This window comes from Shewanella algae (assembly GCF_009183365.2).
In the GTDB taxonomy this organism is placed as follows: domain Bacteria; phylum Pseudomonadota; class Gammaproteobacteria; order Enterobacterales; family Shewanellaceae; genus Shewanella; species Shewanella algae.
Genome location: NZ_CP068230.1, coordinates 330,695 through 345,822, shown reverse-complemented (window position 1 = coordinate 345,822; position 15,128 = coordinate 330,695). Strand labels below are relative to the sequence as shown.

The following is a 15,128-nucleotide window of genomic DNA, read 5'->3' as shown; positions in this document are numbered from 1 at the left end:
CCTCCTGCTCCCGGGGGAGGGTTTTCCAAACCTATGGCAACCACGGCCCTGATGGGTCGGGGATCCCTATACCCAAATGAGGGACAAACAGATGCGAACATCTTCCCTGTATTTACTCAGTTGTGCCCTGCCGCTGACAGCAATGGCGGCCGATAATAACAGCAACGGTGACTGGCAGCAGATTGACCAGCGCCTGCAACGCCTGGAACAGCAACAAGTCAGCTCCAGCGCCGAGAACACCAGCTTCAGCCTCTATGGTTCACTGCGCCCGACCCTGGTTTACAGCGACAGTGACATCACAGATGAGTGGGATGTGGGCGATGCCCTGTCCCGTATCGGCGTCAAGGGCCGCACCGAATTTGCCCCCGGCTGGGCCTTGCTGGCTCAGGGTGAATGGAAAATCAACCTCAATGGTGATGGCAGCTTCGGCGATGCCAGGCTGGCATTTGCCGGGGTGGATTCACCCTATGGTCAACTCAGCTTTGGCCGCCAGCGGCCGGTGCAGTACACCCTGGTGGCCGAATACACAGACATATTCAACAACGCCAACAGCCCGTTTGCCTACAACCAGGAAAGCCCCTTCTTCGCCGACAACCTGGCGTTGTACCAGTTTAAGTTACAGCACTTTACCCTGATGGCCTCGGCGCGTTTCGATGGTGAAGGCGATAACAGCGGCGCCGATGCCATCAATGCGGGTCTGGGCTTTGACTGGCAGGGTTTGCATCTGGGGGTGAGCTATCTGGAACAGGACAATTTCGAGGGTGAGCTGAAAACCGGCAAGGATAAGACCAGCGCCGCCGCTGTGGCCTACAGCTTCGACAACGGTATCTACCTGGCGCTCGCCTACCAGTACAAAGACTATCAATTGACAGGCAGCGAAGACCGGGATGGCAGCACCCTGGATGCGGCAGTGGCGATCCCGCTGTGGCAGGATTACAAACTCAAGCTGGGTTACTTCCGCTTCGATGATGGACTGGAGTCAGATATCAGCTTGGATTATCAGGGATTCAACACCACACTGGAGTGGAACCCCGCCGGCAATGTACGCCTGCACCTGGAGTACCTGCAGCAAGACAACGAACAAGGTACCACCGACAAGAGCATTGCCATAGGCATTCGCTACGACTTCGATCTGAACTGGCGCTTCTGAACCTTCTCCATTGGGCCAGGGACGGCCAACCTTGAGTTACTGCTCATCCCCAAACCAGCGCTTCAGCGTCTGATCGGCTTCCTGCTTCACCTCGGCATTCACGTAGAGGCTCACCATGGTCAGTGCCGCTGCCAGCGCACCGAGATCATCACTGAAACCCACCAAGGGCGTCAGATCCGGAATGGCATCCAAGGGAGTAATGAAATACGCCAGGGCGCCAAAGATCACCGTCTTGGCCCATTTGGGGGTATCGGGTCTTTGGGCGGCATAGTATAGCCAGAGTGCCTTTTGCACTACCTCCCTGCCGGCCTGCCTGGCATAACCCTTGAGTTTGGCCCAGAAACCACTGTCGCTGTACTGCTCTTGTTCCATCTCACTCTCCACTGCCGATATAGAGGACAGTATTCAACCCAGGCCCCGACAACGTCAAGCACCATACAAATGTCTGATACTGGAATAATCCGCCGACTCATTTACCTTTATGCAACAGTCTTAATAAAGTGAATATTTAATCAAATAATCGCAATATAATCTCAAATATATCGATATATCATACATATCCATTTATTTTAAATGTTCCTTATTTTATGTATAACCAAAACAATATATAAATATAAAGTGTAAATTTTTGGTACAACTCATTAAAAACAATAAAAATTTAAAATAAGCAGATACACTTTTTCACAAGTGATTGGAACTATGACTTAGCTCATACTTTTATTTTTTGGCCAGATATAAACTCGCAATTAAGTTATCACCAGTGCTTTTCTCTAAACGTAATGGAGTTGTATATGAAGAGAAATTCCAAAATCATGGCGCATATAAGGCGCACCCGACATATCATGATGCCAACCCATCGTGACTATTTTGACTACTCCTACTTTTTCCCCGCCTCAATCATCGCTGACTGAGGAGATAGGCTGCTCCGCGCATCCATCTCCTTAGCATCCCCAATACATACAATTAGTTGCTTTTACTCGGCCGGTAATATCCTGCACGCGTAACGGTAAGGCTTTCTTATACCTTTTCTCTGACGAAGCATTCGTCATGGTATCTCTACGCCTTACATAAATATCGCTGCTTGAATATATCAGCCCAGGGCTGACTTTATCTAAATTTTAATATTGGAATTTATTTTCCGATACGAGCCCTGCTGACTTTTTTAAATAAGGTTATTTTATGAAATCACTAAAAATTGCAGCAAGTTTATCTGTTCGTTCTTGTTTTGATACTGAAAGAGAAGTGGTCAACGTATTAACTACCGACTTTTGCGATATTGGTGCCGTGGTTGTTTCAGTCACAGACGTTAATAACGGTATAGTCGACAAAATCAATAACACAGGCCTGAAACTGCCGATCTTCGTTGCCGTATGTTGTGAAGAAGCCTTTCCCGATGATATCTGCTCTTCCATTACTGGCGTATTTGAGCTGTGCGCCAGCAGCAGTACTGAGTTTTACGGCAAACAGGTAGAAACCGCGCTCAATAAATATGAGCAGGCCCTGCTGCCACCTTTCTTCGGTACACTGAAGAAATATGTGGAAATGGGTAACTCCACCTTTGCCTGCCCAGGACACCAAGGCGGCCAGTTCTTCCGTAAGCACCCTGTTGGCCGTCAGTTTTTTGATTTCTTTGGCGAAACAGTATTCCGCTCCGACATGTGTAACGCCGACGTCAGACTGGGCGACCTGTTGATCCACGAAGGCGCCCCCTGTGATGCCCAGAAGCATGCCGCCAAAGTATTCAATGCCGACAAGACTTACTTTGTCCTCAACGGCACTTCAGCCTCCAACAAGGTGGTGTGTAATGCGCTGCTGACCAAGGGCGATCTGGTACTGTTTGACCGCAATAACCATAAGTCAAACCACCACGGCGCGCTGATCCAGGCCGGTGCTACCCCGGTTTATCTGGAAACTGCCCGTAACCCCTTCGGCTTTATCGGCGGTATCGATGCCCATTGTTTCAGCGAAAACTATCTGCGCGAAGAAGTACGCAAGGTTGACCCCAGCCGTGCCGATGCCAAGCGCCCCTTCCGTCTGGCGGTGATCCAGCTGGGTACCTACGACGGCACCATATATAACGCCCGTCAGGTCGTGGACAAGATAGGTCACCTGTGTGACTACATATTGTTTGACTCCGCCTGGGTGGGCTATGAGCAGTTTATCCCCATGATGAACGACTGCTCACCGCTGTTGCTGGAGCTGACCGCAGAAGATCCGGGGATCCTGGTGACCCAGTCGGTACACAAACAACAGGCCGGTTTCTCACAAACCTCGCAAATCCACAAGAAAGACAGCCATATCAAGGGCCAGGACAGATACTGCAACCATAAACGTTTCAACAACGCCTTTATGTTGCACGCCTCCACCAGCCCCTTCTATCCGCTGTTTGCCGCACTGGATGTCAACGCCAAGATGCACGAAGGCGCCAGTGGCCGCTTCCTGTGGCGTGAGGCGGTGAAAGCCGGTATCGAAGCCCGTAAACTACTGCTGAAAAAGTGCAAATATATCAAGCCATTCATTCCGCCAATGATAGAAGGTACCCCATGGCAGGATCATGAAACCGAACAGATGGCCGATGACCTGCGCTTCTTCGAATTCGAACCCGGTCAGAAATGGCATGCCTTCGAGGGATATGAGAAAGGCCAATACTTCGTCGACCCTTGTAAGTTCCTGCTGACGACTCCGGGTATCGATGCCGAAACCGGCAAGTACACCAACTTCGGTATTCCGGCGACGATTCTGGCCAACTTCCTGCGTGAAAATAACATCATTCCGGAGAAGTGCGACCTCAACTCGATTCTGTTCCTGATCACCCCGGCCGAAAACATGGCCAAGATGCAGCATCTGGTATCTCAGATTGCCCGCTTCGAGAAGCTGGTCGATGAAGATGCGCCGCTGTCTGAAGTGCTGCCCAATGTCTACAACGCCAACAAGGAACGCTATCAGGGTTACACCATACGCCAGCTGTGTCAGGAGATGCACGACCTCTATGTCAGCCATGATGTAAAACAGCTGCAAAAAGAGATGTTCCGCCAGGCCCACTTCCCCAAAGCCGTGATGAACCCACAGGAAGCCAACATAGAGTTTATCCGCGGCAATGTGGAGCTGGTGCCCCTGTCACAGGTGGAAGGACGCATCGCGGCCGAAGGCGCCCTGCCTTACCCACCGGGAGTGCTCTGTGTGGTTCCCGGCGAGATCTGGGGTGGCGCAGTTCAACGTTACTTCCTCGCCCTGGAAGAAGGGATCAATCTGCTGCCGGGTTTCTCACCTGAGCTGCAAGGCGTGTATCTGGAACAAACCCCTGAAGGCCGGCAACAGGCCATGGGCTATGTCCTGAAAGCTTAACCATAAGCGGCGGGGCATGGCGCCCCGCCACCTGGCAACATGACTTAGGTAAATAATTATGAGCAAAGCAAATAATAAAATTGGCGTGGTTCAGCTAACCATACTCACCATAGTGAACATGATGGGCTCAGGTATCATTATGCTGCCAACCCAGCTGGCTCAGGTGGGAACGATTTCAATTCTGTCCTGGTTGGTAACGGCAGCGGGTTCAACGGCATTGGCCTACGCCTTTGCCAAGTGCGGTATGTTCAGCAAAAAATCCGGTGGTATGGGCGGTTATGCCGAGTATGCCTTCGGTCGCAGTGGCAACTTTATGGCCAACTATACCTATGCGGTATCTCTGTTGATCGCCAACGTGGCCATCGCGATTTCCGCCGTGGGCTATGGTGCCGTGCTGTTCGGTGTCGAACTCAGCCCCATCGCTATCTGTCTGGCCACAATAGGTGTGCTCTGGCTGGCCACTGTGGCCAACTTCGGTGGTGCCCGCATCACAGGTCAGGTATCCAGTGTTACCGTGTGGGGGATTATCATTCCGGTTATCGGGGTGTCCCTCATAGGTTGGTTCTGGTTCGACTTTGACCTGTACAAAGCGGCCTGGAACCCCCACGACATGCCATTCTTCAAGGCTCTGGGTGGCTCAATCGCCATGACACTGTGGGCCTTCCTGGGATTGGAATCTGCCTGTGCCAACTCTGAAGCAGTAGAGAACCCAGAGAAAAACGTGCCTATCGCGGTAATGGGCGGCACCATAGGTGCAGCGGTTATCTATATCATCTCTACCAACGTGATCGCCGGTATTGTGCCCAACGGTGAGCTGGCGCTGTCCAACGCACCTTTCGGTCTGGCCTTTGCGCAAATGTTCAACCCCACTATCGGTTCTATCGTCATGGCCTGTGCCATCATCTCTTGTACCGGTTCCCTGCTGGGTTGGCAGTTCACCATCGCCCAGGTGTTCAAGTCATCTGCCGATGAAGGTTTCTTCCCTAAAGCCTTCTCCAAGGTAACCAAGAAAGACGCCCCGGTTGTCGGCATGCTGATCATCGTTTCGGTACAAACCGTACTGTCACTGATGACCATCAGCCCATCGCTGAGCAAACAGTTTGAGGCGCTGGTTAACCTGGCCGTGGTCACCAACATCATCCCATACATCCTTTCCATGGCTGCTCTGGGTGTGATGCAAAAGCAATTGAATATCCCTGTAAAACAGGCCCGAATTGCCAACTTTATGGCCGTAATTGGTGCCCTGTACAGCTTCTATGCCCTCTATAGCTCAGGTGAAACCGCCGTGATGCTGGGTTCTATCGCAACTTTCTTCGGTTGGACCCTGTTCGGCATTATTTCCAACAAAAACGACAAGCAAAAATTGAAACACGCTTAAGGCTTACGGGTGTGCACTCCCCTGCGTGCGCGCCCACCTAAAAGTTAAATCAATAACAATATTGGATGAGGTGGACTATGAACAAGACAATACTGGCGCTGGCAATCCCTGCGCTGCTGCTCTGCGGCTCAGCCCAGGCAATCGATCTGTACAACGATGATACCAATAGCTTTGGCATCAGCGGCTGGCTGGGTTTCGCCGCCTACAATGATGGCCACGAGACCTCAGTAATTGACGACACGTCAAGGATACGTTTGAGCTTCGAGCGTAAAGAGCGCAACGGCTGGACCGCCTATGCTGTCACCGAATGGGGCATCAACATGGTCACCAGTGATGACAATCTGGTGCTACAGGGCGGCAGACTCGCCGCAGAGAAAACCGATGACTTCCTTAACAACCGCCTGGGTTATGTCGGTCTGTCCCACGATACCTGGGGTAGCCTGACTTTCGGGAAGCAGTGGGGTGCCTATTATGACGTGGCCGGTACCACAGACTTACCCAATGTCGTGGCCGGTTATGCCGTCGGCGCTTACACCTTCGGCGATGGTGGCCTAACGGGTACCGGACGCGCCGATGCCGCATTCCAATACCGCAATGACTTTGGCCCACTGCATCTGGCACTGCAATACGCCGCCAAGCAAGATGGTGAGGTCTCGGTACAAGACAGCAACGGCGAACCACTGGCCAACTCTGAACTGGACTTTGATTCCAGCTACGGTGCCAGCCTGACCTACAGCGTCACCGACAAGTTCAAACTACTGGCCGGCTTCAACCGTGGTGATATCGATGGCCACCTGGAAGGCAGCGAACTCAAGGTGACCAACCAGATAGTAGGCATAGGTGCCATGTATGGCGACTATTATCACTATGCACCCAACCGTGAAGCCAGCGGTTTGTATGTGGGTTTCAACGCCCACAAGAGTGACAACAACGAACTGGTTGGCGGTGAACTGTACGACGCCACCGGCGCCGAACTGATGGTGGCCTACCAATACGACAACGGCTTTGTGCCCATTGCCATGCTCAGCTACCTAGATCTGGATACAGATCAGCACAGCGCCATTCAAGGGGACTGGCGTCGCCAGTTTGCCATGGTGGGTCTGCACTATAGATACAGCAGAGACACTGTGATGTTCTTTGAGGCCAAACTGGACTTCAGCGACATGGATGACCCGGCCGAAGATGCCGCCCAGGACAATAACTTCGCAGTGGGGATCAACTACTTCTTTTAACTGAACTTCTATAGCGGCACACTCCCGCTCCATTGCTGGCAGTACCCTTTTTGCCAGGCACGCTCGGCCACCCTGACCCCACTTCCTTCCAGGGTGGTTTTTTTACTTGAATCCGAAAAGTTTGGCGGGAGATATGCCCCCAGGCTCCACTCAAAACAACCGGCATCAAGGCGCATTTCTGGAAAGCTTACGCCTAAACCGTTAGGATACTTGCCATCCCGCGGCTTCAGTGGATGCAGTCGCGCCAACGCAAAAAAGTAGCCAAGGTCATGCCCGCCAAACCATTACTCGCTTACTACCAGGATTGCTATAAGGAAGATTGTGTCGACCTTAATCTGTGGCACCTTGGCAAACTAAACCAGGAAGACAGGTTGTTTATTGAGGGCGAGGATTCGCTGCTTTCAGGCTTCCTGCCAAGACAGCCAATCGCCCATGAAGCAGGGGCGCAGCTCCTACCCAGAATCGCCATGTACCAGCGCGAGCGCCAACTGCTCTATGTTTCCCATTTCGTGGTCGGCCAGCTAAAGGAAGAGGGGCAGACCCGCACTGTACTCAGCCCTCTGGTTTTTAAAGAAGCCCAGTTGGAAGAGGATGACGGCAGCTTCTATGTTTCCCTCAAAGAGGGGGCCCTGCAGATTAACGAGCCCTTGCTGCGGCTGTTATTGCCGGAAGACACTATGGAAGCCGGCTTTGATGCCATCTTCGCTCCCGAGCGCCCCGACAGCTGGACCTCGCTGTTGAGCCAGAGCCACCAGAACATAGATACCCTGGGGCTGCTGGGATTCCCCAAACTGACAGGCTATGACAGCCTCGCCCGCCTGACCCGCAAGCGTAAGTTAACTCTGGTGCCGGCATCGGCACTGGTGTTTCTGAAACGCCCCAGCGCCAGTCGCGGCATACTGCATGAGATCTCTGCCATGATGAATGCGGCCGAACTCTCGGCGCCGCTGCAGAATCTGATGGGAACACAACTGCCACCCAAGACCGAAGCCAAGCGCCGCCTCAAAAGCCAGTACCTGCCCTGCCTCTTGTCCCGGGCACAGCAGCAAGTGCTGGAGATAGGCGCCGGCCACAGTCTTGGCTGCGTTGTCGGGCCGCCGGGAACCGGCAAGAGTTATACCATAGCCGCCGTCGCGACCGAACATATGGCCCGGGGCGAGTCTGTGCTGATCGTTGCCAACAACGAGCATGCGCTCGATGTCATTAACGACAAGCTTGAGAGTCAGTTCGGGCTCAAGGACATCAGCCTGCGGGCGGGACAAAAGGCCTTCCTGAAACAGCTCAAGGATTATCTCAGCAATCTGCTGGACGGCTATCATTCACTTGAGCACACACCCCCGCGACAGTTGGAAAGCCAGCTCAATTTATTGAACCGGCAACTGGACAACTCAGAACGCCGGCTGCTGCGATTTTTACGCCGCGCCATTCGCCGCGGTCAAAGGCTGCACAAACTGGAACGCTCACAGCGGCGCTGGTTATTGCAGCTCTATCTTGCTCTGTTTGGCCACAGCATGGAAAACCTGAGCCAACATTGGGACACCCTGGATGAGTTGAACGATAGTCTGACAACCAAAGAGGCGTTGGCGGCCAAGTTGCTGCAAAATGTCAAAGCCAGCCGGGTCGCCGGCTTGCTGAACAACCACAGGCAACAGCTGCAAACTTTCAATCAAGCGATTCGTTCCCGCACCTCACAGCGACAGTTTGCACTGTTCGATACCTTGGATTACCAGGTGTTGCAGCAGGCGTTTCCCATCTGGCTGGTGAGCCTCAACACCCTTCACAAGGTATTGCCGCTGCAGCGGGAGCTATTCGATCTGGTTATCTTCGATGAAGCCAGCCAGAGCAATATCACCAGCGCCTTACCGGCGCTGTTTCGGGCCAAACGGGCACTGGTCGTCGGCGATGGCAAGCAGCTCAGGCATATCTCTTTCCTGTCCCGCAGCAAAGAGCAGGCGTTGCAACAACTGCATGGCGTATCCACTGCGCAATCCGGCATCTGCAGCTATCGCGATAAATCGATTTTGGATCTGGTGGCCGAGCAGATAGCCTCCCAGCAGCAGGTCGCCTTTCTCGATGAGCACTTTCGCAGCGCTCCCGAGCTTATCAGCTTCAGCAACTCGCAGTTTTATCAGCAGCGGTTGCGGATAATGCAGCACAGACCCTGTACCAGCAGCGGCCATCTGCATCTGCACTCAGTGATGGGCGAGCGCAGTGAACAGGGAGTCAACCAGGCTGAAATCAGTGCACTGTGCAACCTGATAAGGCAGCAGATAGACAGCTGCGAACAAGCGGGAATGACCAAGTCGCTGGGAGTGTTATCGCCTTTTAGAGCTCAGGCCGATGCGCTGGCCGATGCTTTGTTCAAACAGTTTTCCGCCACCGAGCTGGAAAAGTATCGCTTGCGGGCCGACACCCCCTTTGGTTTTCAGGGAGAGGAGCGCGACATTATGTATCTCTCCTTCGCCGTTGACCCACATAGCAAGAGAGCCGCGGTATATCTCAACCGCGAAGATGTGTTCAATGTAGCCATTACCCGCGCCAGGGAACAACAGCACCTGTTTGTTTCGGTGGCGGCCCAAGAGCTGCCGAGCAACTCACTGCTGCGCCTCTATCTGGAATCCAGCCGTCAATTCAATGCTCGGCACAGGCAAAATGACCAGTTGGATCAATTTCAGCGCCAGCTTTGTGACGCCTTGGCCGGGCACAATATCGAAACCTGGCCGGGCTATGAGATAGCCGGCACAGAGGTGGATATCCTCTGCCGCTGGCAGGGCGAGTATCTGGCGCTGGATCTCATAGGCTTTCCCGGCCCCTGGATGGACTTTTTTGAACTGGACACATACAAGATACTGCAGCGGGCCAAGGTGCCCATGTTGCCCATCAGCTATGGACTCTGGTTGAAAAATCCCGGTGCCTGTATCGAACGCATTCGCAGTAAGCTGACTCGGGAACCCCAGAGTTAACAATCATCAGAAGCGGTTTTGGCTGCCGCAAGCGAGCCCAAACGGGGATGACGCAGCAGCAGTAACCATAAGGTCATCCCCAAACAAAGCACGCCGGCCCAAAACATGGCGACCCCAAAGCCGGCGGCAACCGCTTGATGATTTATCGCTGCTATCCCACTCGGATCAAACTGTCCCCCACTTTCAGTCTCTTTGGCCGTGTAGATGACCCGATTCATTAGAGTACCCAAGAGGGCGATCCCCAAGGTCATACCCGTCTGCCTCACGGCATTCATGGTGGCCGAAGCCATGCCCGAGCGCTGAGCCCCGACACTGGCCATCACCAGCTCACTGGTTGCCGGTACCGCTAGCCCCATTCCCAAACCAAGCAGGGCAAGATAGCCCGCCGTCAGAAAATAAGCCGTTTCCGCTTGCAGGTTTGACAGCAACATGAGCGCCAAAGCCATCAATCCATACCCCAGACTCATCAGTCGCCTGACTCCAAAGTTCGCCGCCAGGCGGCCAAACCCCATGGCCGCCACAGCCATGGCGATAAACTCGGGCGCCATCCGCCAACCGGCCTCGGCGGCATCCCAACGCTGCGCTTCCTGAAAAAACAGCGACATAAAAAACACGCTGCTGTAGGCAGAAAAGCCCAACACAAAGGAAGCCGAGTTATAGCAACCAAAGTCCCGCTGCCGAAACAACTTCAGCGGCAGCAGTGGCCGCGGCACCTTAAGTTCAACCCGGATAAAGACCGCAAACAAAATGGCGGCCAACAGCAGCGGCACCAAGGTGTGATAACTCAACCAATCATGCTCACCCAAGCCGATAAGGCCATAGGTCAGTCCCCCAAGGAAAAGTATGCTGAGCAACTGCCCGGCAAAATCCAGTGCCGCCTGTTCCGGGTCGGCACTCTCGTCCAGCCCCCAAGCCCCCAGCAGTAATGCGATTATGCCTATGGGGACATTGATCCAGAAAATGCTCTGCCAACCCACATGCTGCACCAGCAAACCGCCGACTATCGGCCCCAGTATCAGTGACAGGGCACTGACCGATGACCAGATGCCTATCGCGCGGGTGCGGGCGCCAACATCAGAAAAGGCGTGGGTCAACAGGGACAGGGCTCCCGGGATAACGGCGGCACCGGCAATCCCTTGAATCACCCTTCCCAGAAGTAACAGCCACAGAGAGTCTGCCATGGCGCAGGCGATTGAACCCAGAGTGAACAGCACGACCCCGCAGAGCCACAACAACTTGCGGCCAAAACGGTCCCCCAGCGGCCCGGAAGAAAGAATTAAAGCCGATAAACACAGGGCATAGGCGTTCACCACCCATTGGGAATCCGCCATGCTGATTGCCAACTCCTGTTTCATTGTCGGCAAGGCGACATTGACTATGCTGATATCCAGAGTCGCCATAAAAGTGCCCAGACAGATGGCCGCAAGCAGAGCGGCCTGACGCAGAGAAGACATGCTGTTCCTCCTTGAAGCTCAGTTATTTTTGAGAATAATTCTCAATATAGATTTCGACCGACCGTCGGTCAATGGCATTTACAATCACTGGATGGTCGGCATCTGGCCTTGGATCAGCACTTTAGGTAGGATGAATGCCGATTCCGACCTAAGGAAGGTGCGAACAAATCCCATGTGTGCTCTGCGTCGGCTTACTGGCTTGGATGCAAGGCGTGGTTCGCCGCAAATGGCCCTAGTCCTTTGCAAGAAGCACAACACAGCAGGCAGGCCTGTAAGCCACGCCCTTCGGGGCTTTCACAGCAACCGGCTCTCTGCGTTATCCGACTTCGACAGGCCCCGGCATGCCTTCAGTCAGATGCCTTGAACGCCAATTGCTGTGTAAGCCACTCTCTACAAAAGAGAAGGCCACGAGGACTTATTCGCACCTTCCTTATGCACAGGGGCTTGATTCACTCGGCGAGTATGAAAGAATTTGGCGGCCAATCGGCCAAGAAAAACATTATCCTGGCCGACGCAGTTTCCTGGCAGATCAAACTTCTTATATTGAGTGGTATGGCTAATGACAAATAACAGCACCCCGGGGGCTCCACGCACTAAACCGGCAGAGGTTCGTCTCGATGAACTCATGGATGCGGCACAGAAGTTATTTATTGAGAAGGGGTTTGAAGCCACTACAGTCAGCGACATAGTGCGCGAGGCCAAGGTCGCCAAGGGGACTTTTTACCACTACTTCAATGCCAAGCCGGAGATACTCTCGGCTCTGCGGCAACGCTTTAGCCGGCATTTTGTCGAGCAGGTGCAACTGGCAATGGATGCCTGCGATAGCGATGACTGGCCGACACGACTGGATGTTTGGTGCCGGGCCAGTGTCAACGCCTATCTGGCCGGTATAGAGCTGCACGACCTGCTCTTCCATGACAACTATTACCACGGTCACGGCAACAGCGAGCGGGATCGGGTGTTGGCGCAGATTATTGAGCTTTTGCTAAGCGGCAAGCGCCATGGCGCCTGGCAGTTGGAAAGGCCAGAGCTGAGCGCCATCATCCTCTATCACGGCATGCATGGCGCGGTAGACAACGCCATGCATAACGGCATCACGGACCGCCAAGCGACGGCGCAACAACTCGGCGAAGATCTGTCACTGGAATTCCGGCGTCTGCTGGGCTGTTAGCCTACGCAGCCCTTGTTTAGAACAAAGGCTTGCTAGCGCCCTCTATCGTCTTGGGTTTTTACTTTGATTTCTTACTCTGGCCCTGGCTTTTACCCTGACTGTGACTCTGGGTATGGCCAAAGACGGGCCTGGCTCCGGGTCTGGCTTTGCCACTGCCGGGCTTGGAGCCTTTAGCTGTTGCCACTTTGCCTGTTGTTGTGTGGTCGCCACCCTTGCCTTTTCCGGCCTTGTTACCGCCTTTGGCCCCTTCGGTTGGCTTACCCTTGGCGGCTTTGCCGCTGCGCTCTGCAAACTGATTGTCGCTGAAACGGGTGAGTCCCTGGCGACCCTTGTCGGCCCCCTTGCGGTTATGCTTACCGGCCCAGGCTTCGGCGCGGCCTTCCGGGGGCACCAGATGCTGTGGCCCAGTGCCGATAAGATGCTGTTTCCCCATGGCGATAAGCGCCTCGCGGATCAGCGGCCAACCTGCGCTGTCGTGATAGCGCAGCAAGGCCTTATGCAGTCGCCGCTGGCGCCCCTTCTTGGCCACCGGCACCTCTTCGCTGCTGTGTTTGACGTTTTTCAACGAGTTCAGCTCTGTGTGGTAGATGGTTGTGGCATTGGCCATAGGCGATGGGTAGAAGTTCTGCACCTGATCCAGCTTGAACTTACGCTCCTTGAGCCACAGCGCCAGGTTGAGCATGTCCTCGTCCGTGGTGCCCGGGTGAGCCGAAATAAAATAGGGGATCAGATACTGCTGCTTACCCGCTTCGGCCGAGTATTGGTCGAACAGCTCCTTGAACTTGTCGTAGGTGCCCATACCTGGCTTCATCATCTTGGATAAAGGCCCCTCTTCGGTATGTTCCGGCGCTATCTTGAGATAGCCGCCCACATGGTGCTTGGCCAGCTCTTTAACGTAACGCGGATCTTCAATCGCCAGGTCATAACGCACGCCGGAGGCGATCAGCACCTTCTTGATCCCGGGAACATCCCGGGCGGCGCGGTAAAGATCTATGGTGTGCTGATGATCTGTGTCCAAATGGCCACAGATGCCGGGAAAGACACAGGATAAGCGCCGACAGGTTTTTTCGGCCTTTTCGCTCTTGCAGCCGAGACGATACATGTTGGCCGTTGGGCCGCCGAGATCGGAAATCACCCCGGTAAATCCAGGCACTTTCTGCTGTATATCTTTAATTTCTTTGATAATTGATTCTTTCGAGCGGCTCTGGATAATCCGCCCTTCATGCTCGGTTATCGAACAAAATGAGCAGCCACCGAAACAGCCTCGCATGATATTGATCGAGGTCTTGATCATGTCGTAGGCCGGGATCTTGGCCTTGCCGTAAACCGGGTGTGGCACCCTGGCGTAAGGCAAGTCGAATACCGCATCCATCTCATCTGTGTTGAGCGGCCAGGCCGGTGGGTTGACCCAAACACCACGATCGCCGTGGGGCTGGAACAGGGCTCTGGCACAACCTGGGTTTTGCTCCTGATGCAAAATCCTCGATGCATGGGCGTACAGGTATCTGTCTTCACTCACCCGCTCGAAGGCCGGCAGCAACACATAGGTCTGCTCCCAGGGCCTTGGCTTGGGTGGCTGCACACTGATGGGCTTGGGAGCGTCGTTGTCGAAGATCTTCTTGTCGGATGGCCCGGACAAGTTCTGGCAGCCGACATCATCGGCGCCATAGGGATTGGGGATAGGGTCAATTTTGTGCAACTGATCTATCTTGCGCGAGTCCATGCCGCGCCATTCTGGCAGTGGCTCTTTTCGGATAACCGCTGTGCCGCGGATATTCTGCATCTGCGCCATGGTTTCACCCTTGGCGAGACGGTGCGCCACTTCCACCAGCGGCCGCTCGGCATTACCGTAGATCAGGATGTCGGCCTTGGCATCAAAAATCACACTGCGGCGCACTTTGTCGGACCAATAGTCATAGTGGGCAATCCGCCGCAGGCTGGCCTCGATACCGCCTATGACCACGGGCACCTCTTTAAAGGCTTCCTTACAGCGCTGGGTATAAACCGTCACGGCGCGATCCGGGCGCTTGCCGCCTTCATTGCCCGGGGTATAGGCATCGTCGTGGCGCAGTTTACGATCGGCCGTATAACGGTTGATCATCGAATCCATATTGCCTGCAGTGACCCCGAAAAACAGATTCGGTTTACCCAGGCTCATAAAGGCCTCTTTGCTGGACCAATCCGGCTGCGAGATGATCCCCACTCTGAATCCCTGCGCTTCCAGCAAACGGCCTATCACCGCCATGCCGAAACTGGGGTGATCCACATAGGCATCACCTGTCACCAGGATCACATCACAGCTGTCCCATCCCAGTTGTTCCATCTCCTTGCGGGACATGGGCAGAAAGGGAGCCGTGCCGTAACACTCGGCCCAATACTTGGGATACTGAAATAAGCTGGATTCGACTTGCATTTGAGACTGACCATCAGAGGAT

General features: G+C 54.1%; 10 protein-coding genes. 7 read left to right on the top strand and 3 right to left on the bottom strand.

Going from position 1 to position 15,128, the window contains the following annotated elements; genetic code table 11:
* Positions 1-91: 91 nt before the first annotated feature.
* Positions 92-1,150 carry a porin gene (locus E1N14_RS01660; RefSeq protein ID WP_025011931.1) on the top strand — a complete coding sequence of 353 codons (1,059 nt, stop codon included), beginning with the start codon at positions 92-94 and terminating at the stop codon, positions 1,148-1,150.
* Between the two features lie 36 nt (positions 1,151-1,186).
* Here E1N14_RS01660 and E1N14_RS01655 read toward each other — a convergent pair whose 3' ends face one another.
* Positions 1,187-1,522, bottom strand: coding sequence for a YkvA family protein (locus tag E1N14_RS01655; RefSeq protein ID WP_025011932.1), 336 nt, complete (start codon positions 1,520-1,522; stop codon positions 1,187-1,189).
* 407 nt (positions 1,523-1,929) lie between these two features.
* Here E1N14_RS01655 and speFL point away from each other — a divergent pair, with 407 nt between their 5' ends.
* From speFL to E1N14_RS01630, 5 genes are all read left to right on the top strand, one after another.
* Positions 1,930-2,061, top strand: coding sequence for a leader peptide SpeFL (gene speFL, locus E1N14_RS22205; RefSeq protein WP_412495063.1), 132 nt, complete (start codon positions 1,930-1,932; stop codon positions 2,059-2,061).
* A 268-nt stretch (positions 2,062-2,329) separates the two neighbouring features.
* A complete protein-coding gene (gene speF / locus E1N14_RS01645; RefSeq protein WP_025011933.1) occupies positions 2,330-4,495 on the top strand; it encodes an ornithine decarboxylase SpeF in 2,166 nt (721 codons plus the stop codon).
* A 58-nt stretch (positions 4,496-4,553) separates the two neighbouring features.
* Positions 4,554-5,873, top strand: a complete 1,320-nt coding sequence (potE, locus tag E1N14_RS01640) for a putrescine-ornithine antiporter (protein ID WP_028780970.1) — start codon at positions 4,554-4,556, stop codon at positions 5,871-5,873.
* 77 nt (positions 5,874-5,950) lie between these two features.
* The gene (locus E1N14_RS01635) at positions 5,951-7,105 is read left to right on the top strand and encodes a porin (RefSeq protein ID WP_025011934.1); all 1,155 of its coding nucleotides are present in this window, start codon (positions 5,951-5,953) and stop codon (positions 7,103-7,105) included.
* Positions 7,106-7,374: 269 nt separating this feature from the next.
* On the top strand, positions 7,375-10,068 hold the full coding sequence (locus tag E1N14_RS01630; RefSeq protein ID WP_025011935.1) for a DEAD/DEAH box helicase: 2,694 nt from the start codon (positions 7,375-7,377) through the stop codon (positions 10,066-10,068).
* Here E1N14_RS01630 and E1N14_RS01625 read toward each other — a convergent pair.
* Complete coding sequence (locus E1N14_RS01625; RefSeq protein ID WP_062793760.1) at positions 10,065-11,522, bottom strand: MFS transporter; 1,458 nt, start codon at positions 11,520-11,522, stop codon at positions 10,065-10,067. The two genes, E1N14_RS01630 and E1N14_RS01625, sit on opposite strands and share 4 nt — an antisense overlap.
* 559 nt (positions 11,523-12,081) lie before the next feature.
* Here E1N14_RS01625 and E1N14_RS01620 point away from each other — a divergent pair.
* Entirely contained in the window at positions 12,082-12,693 is a 612-nt protein-coding gene (locus E1N14_RS01620) for a TetR/AcrR family transcriptional regulator (protein ID WP_025011612.1), read from the top strand.
* 58 nt (positions 12,694-12,751) lie between these two features.
* Here E1N14_RS01620 and E1N14_RS01615 read toward each other — a convergent pair whose 3' ends face one another.
* Positions 12,752-15,106 carry a YgiQ family radical SAM protein gene (locus E1N14_RS01615; protein ID WP_037437444.1) on the bottom strand — a complete coding sequence of 785 codons (2,355 nt, stop codon included), beginning with the start codon at positions 15,104-15,106 and terminating at the stop codon, positions 12,752-12,754.
* Between the last annotated feature and the right edge of the window lie 22 nt (positions 15,107-15,128).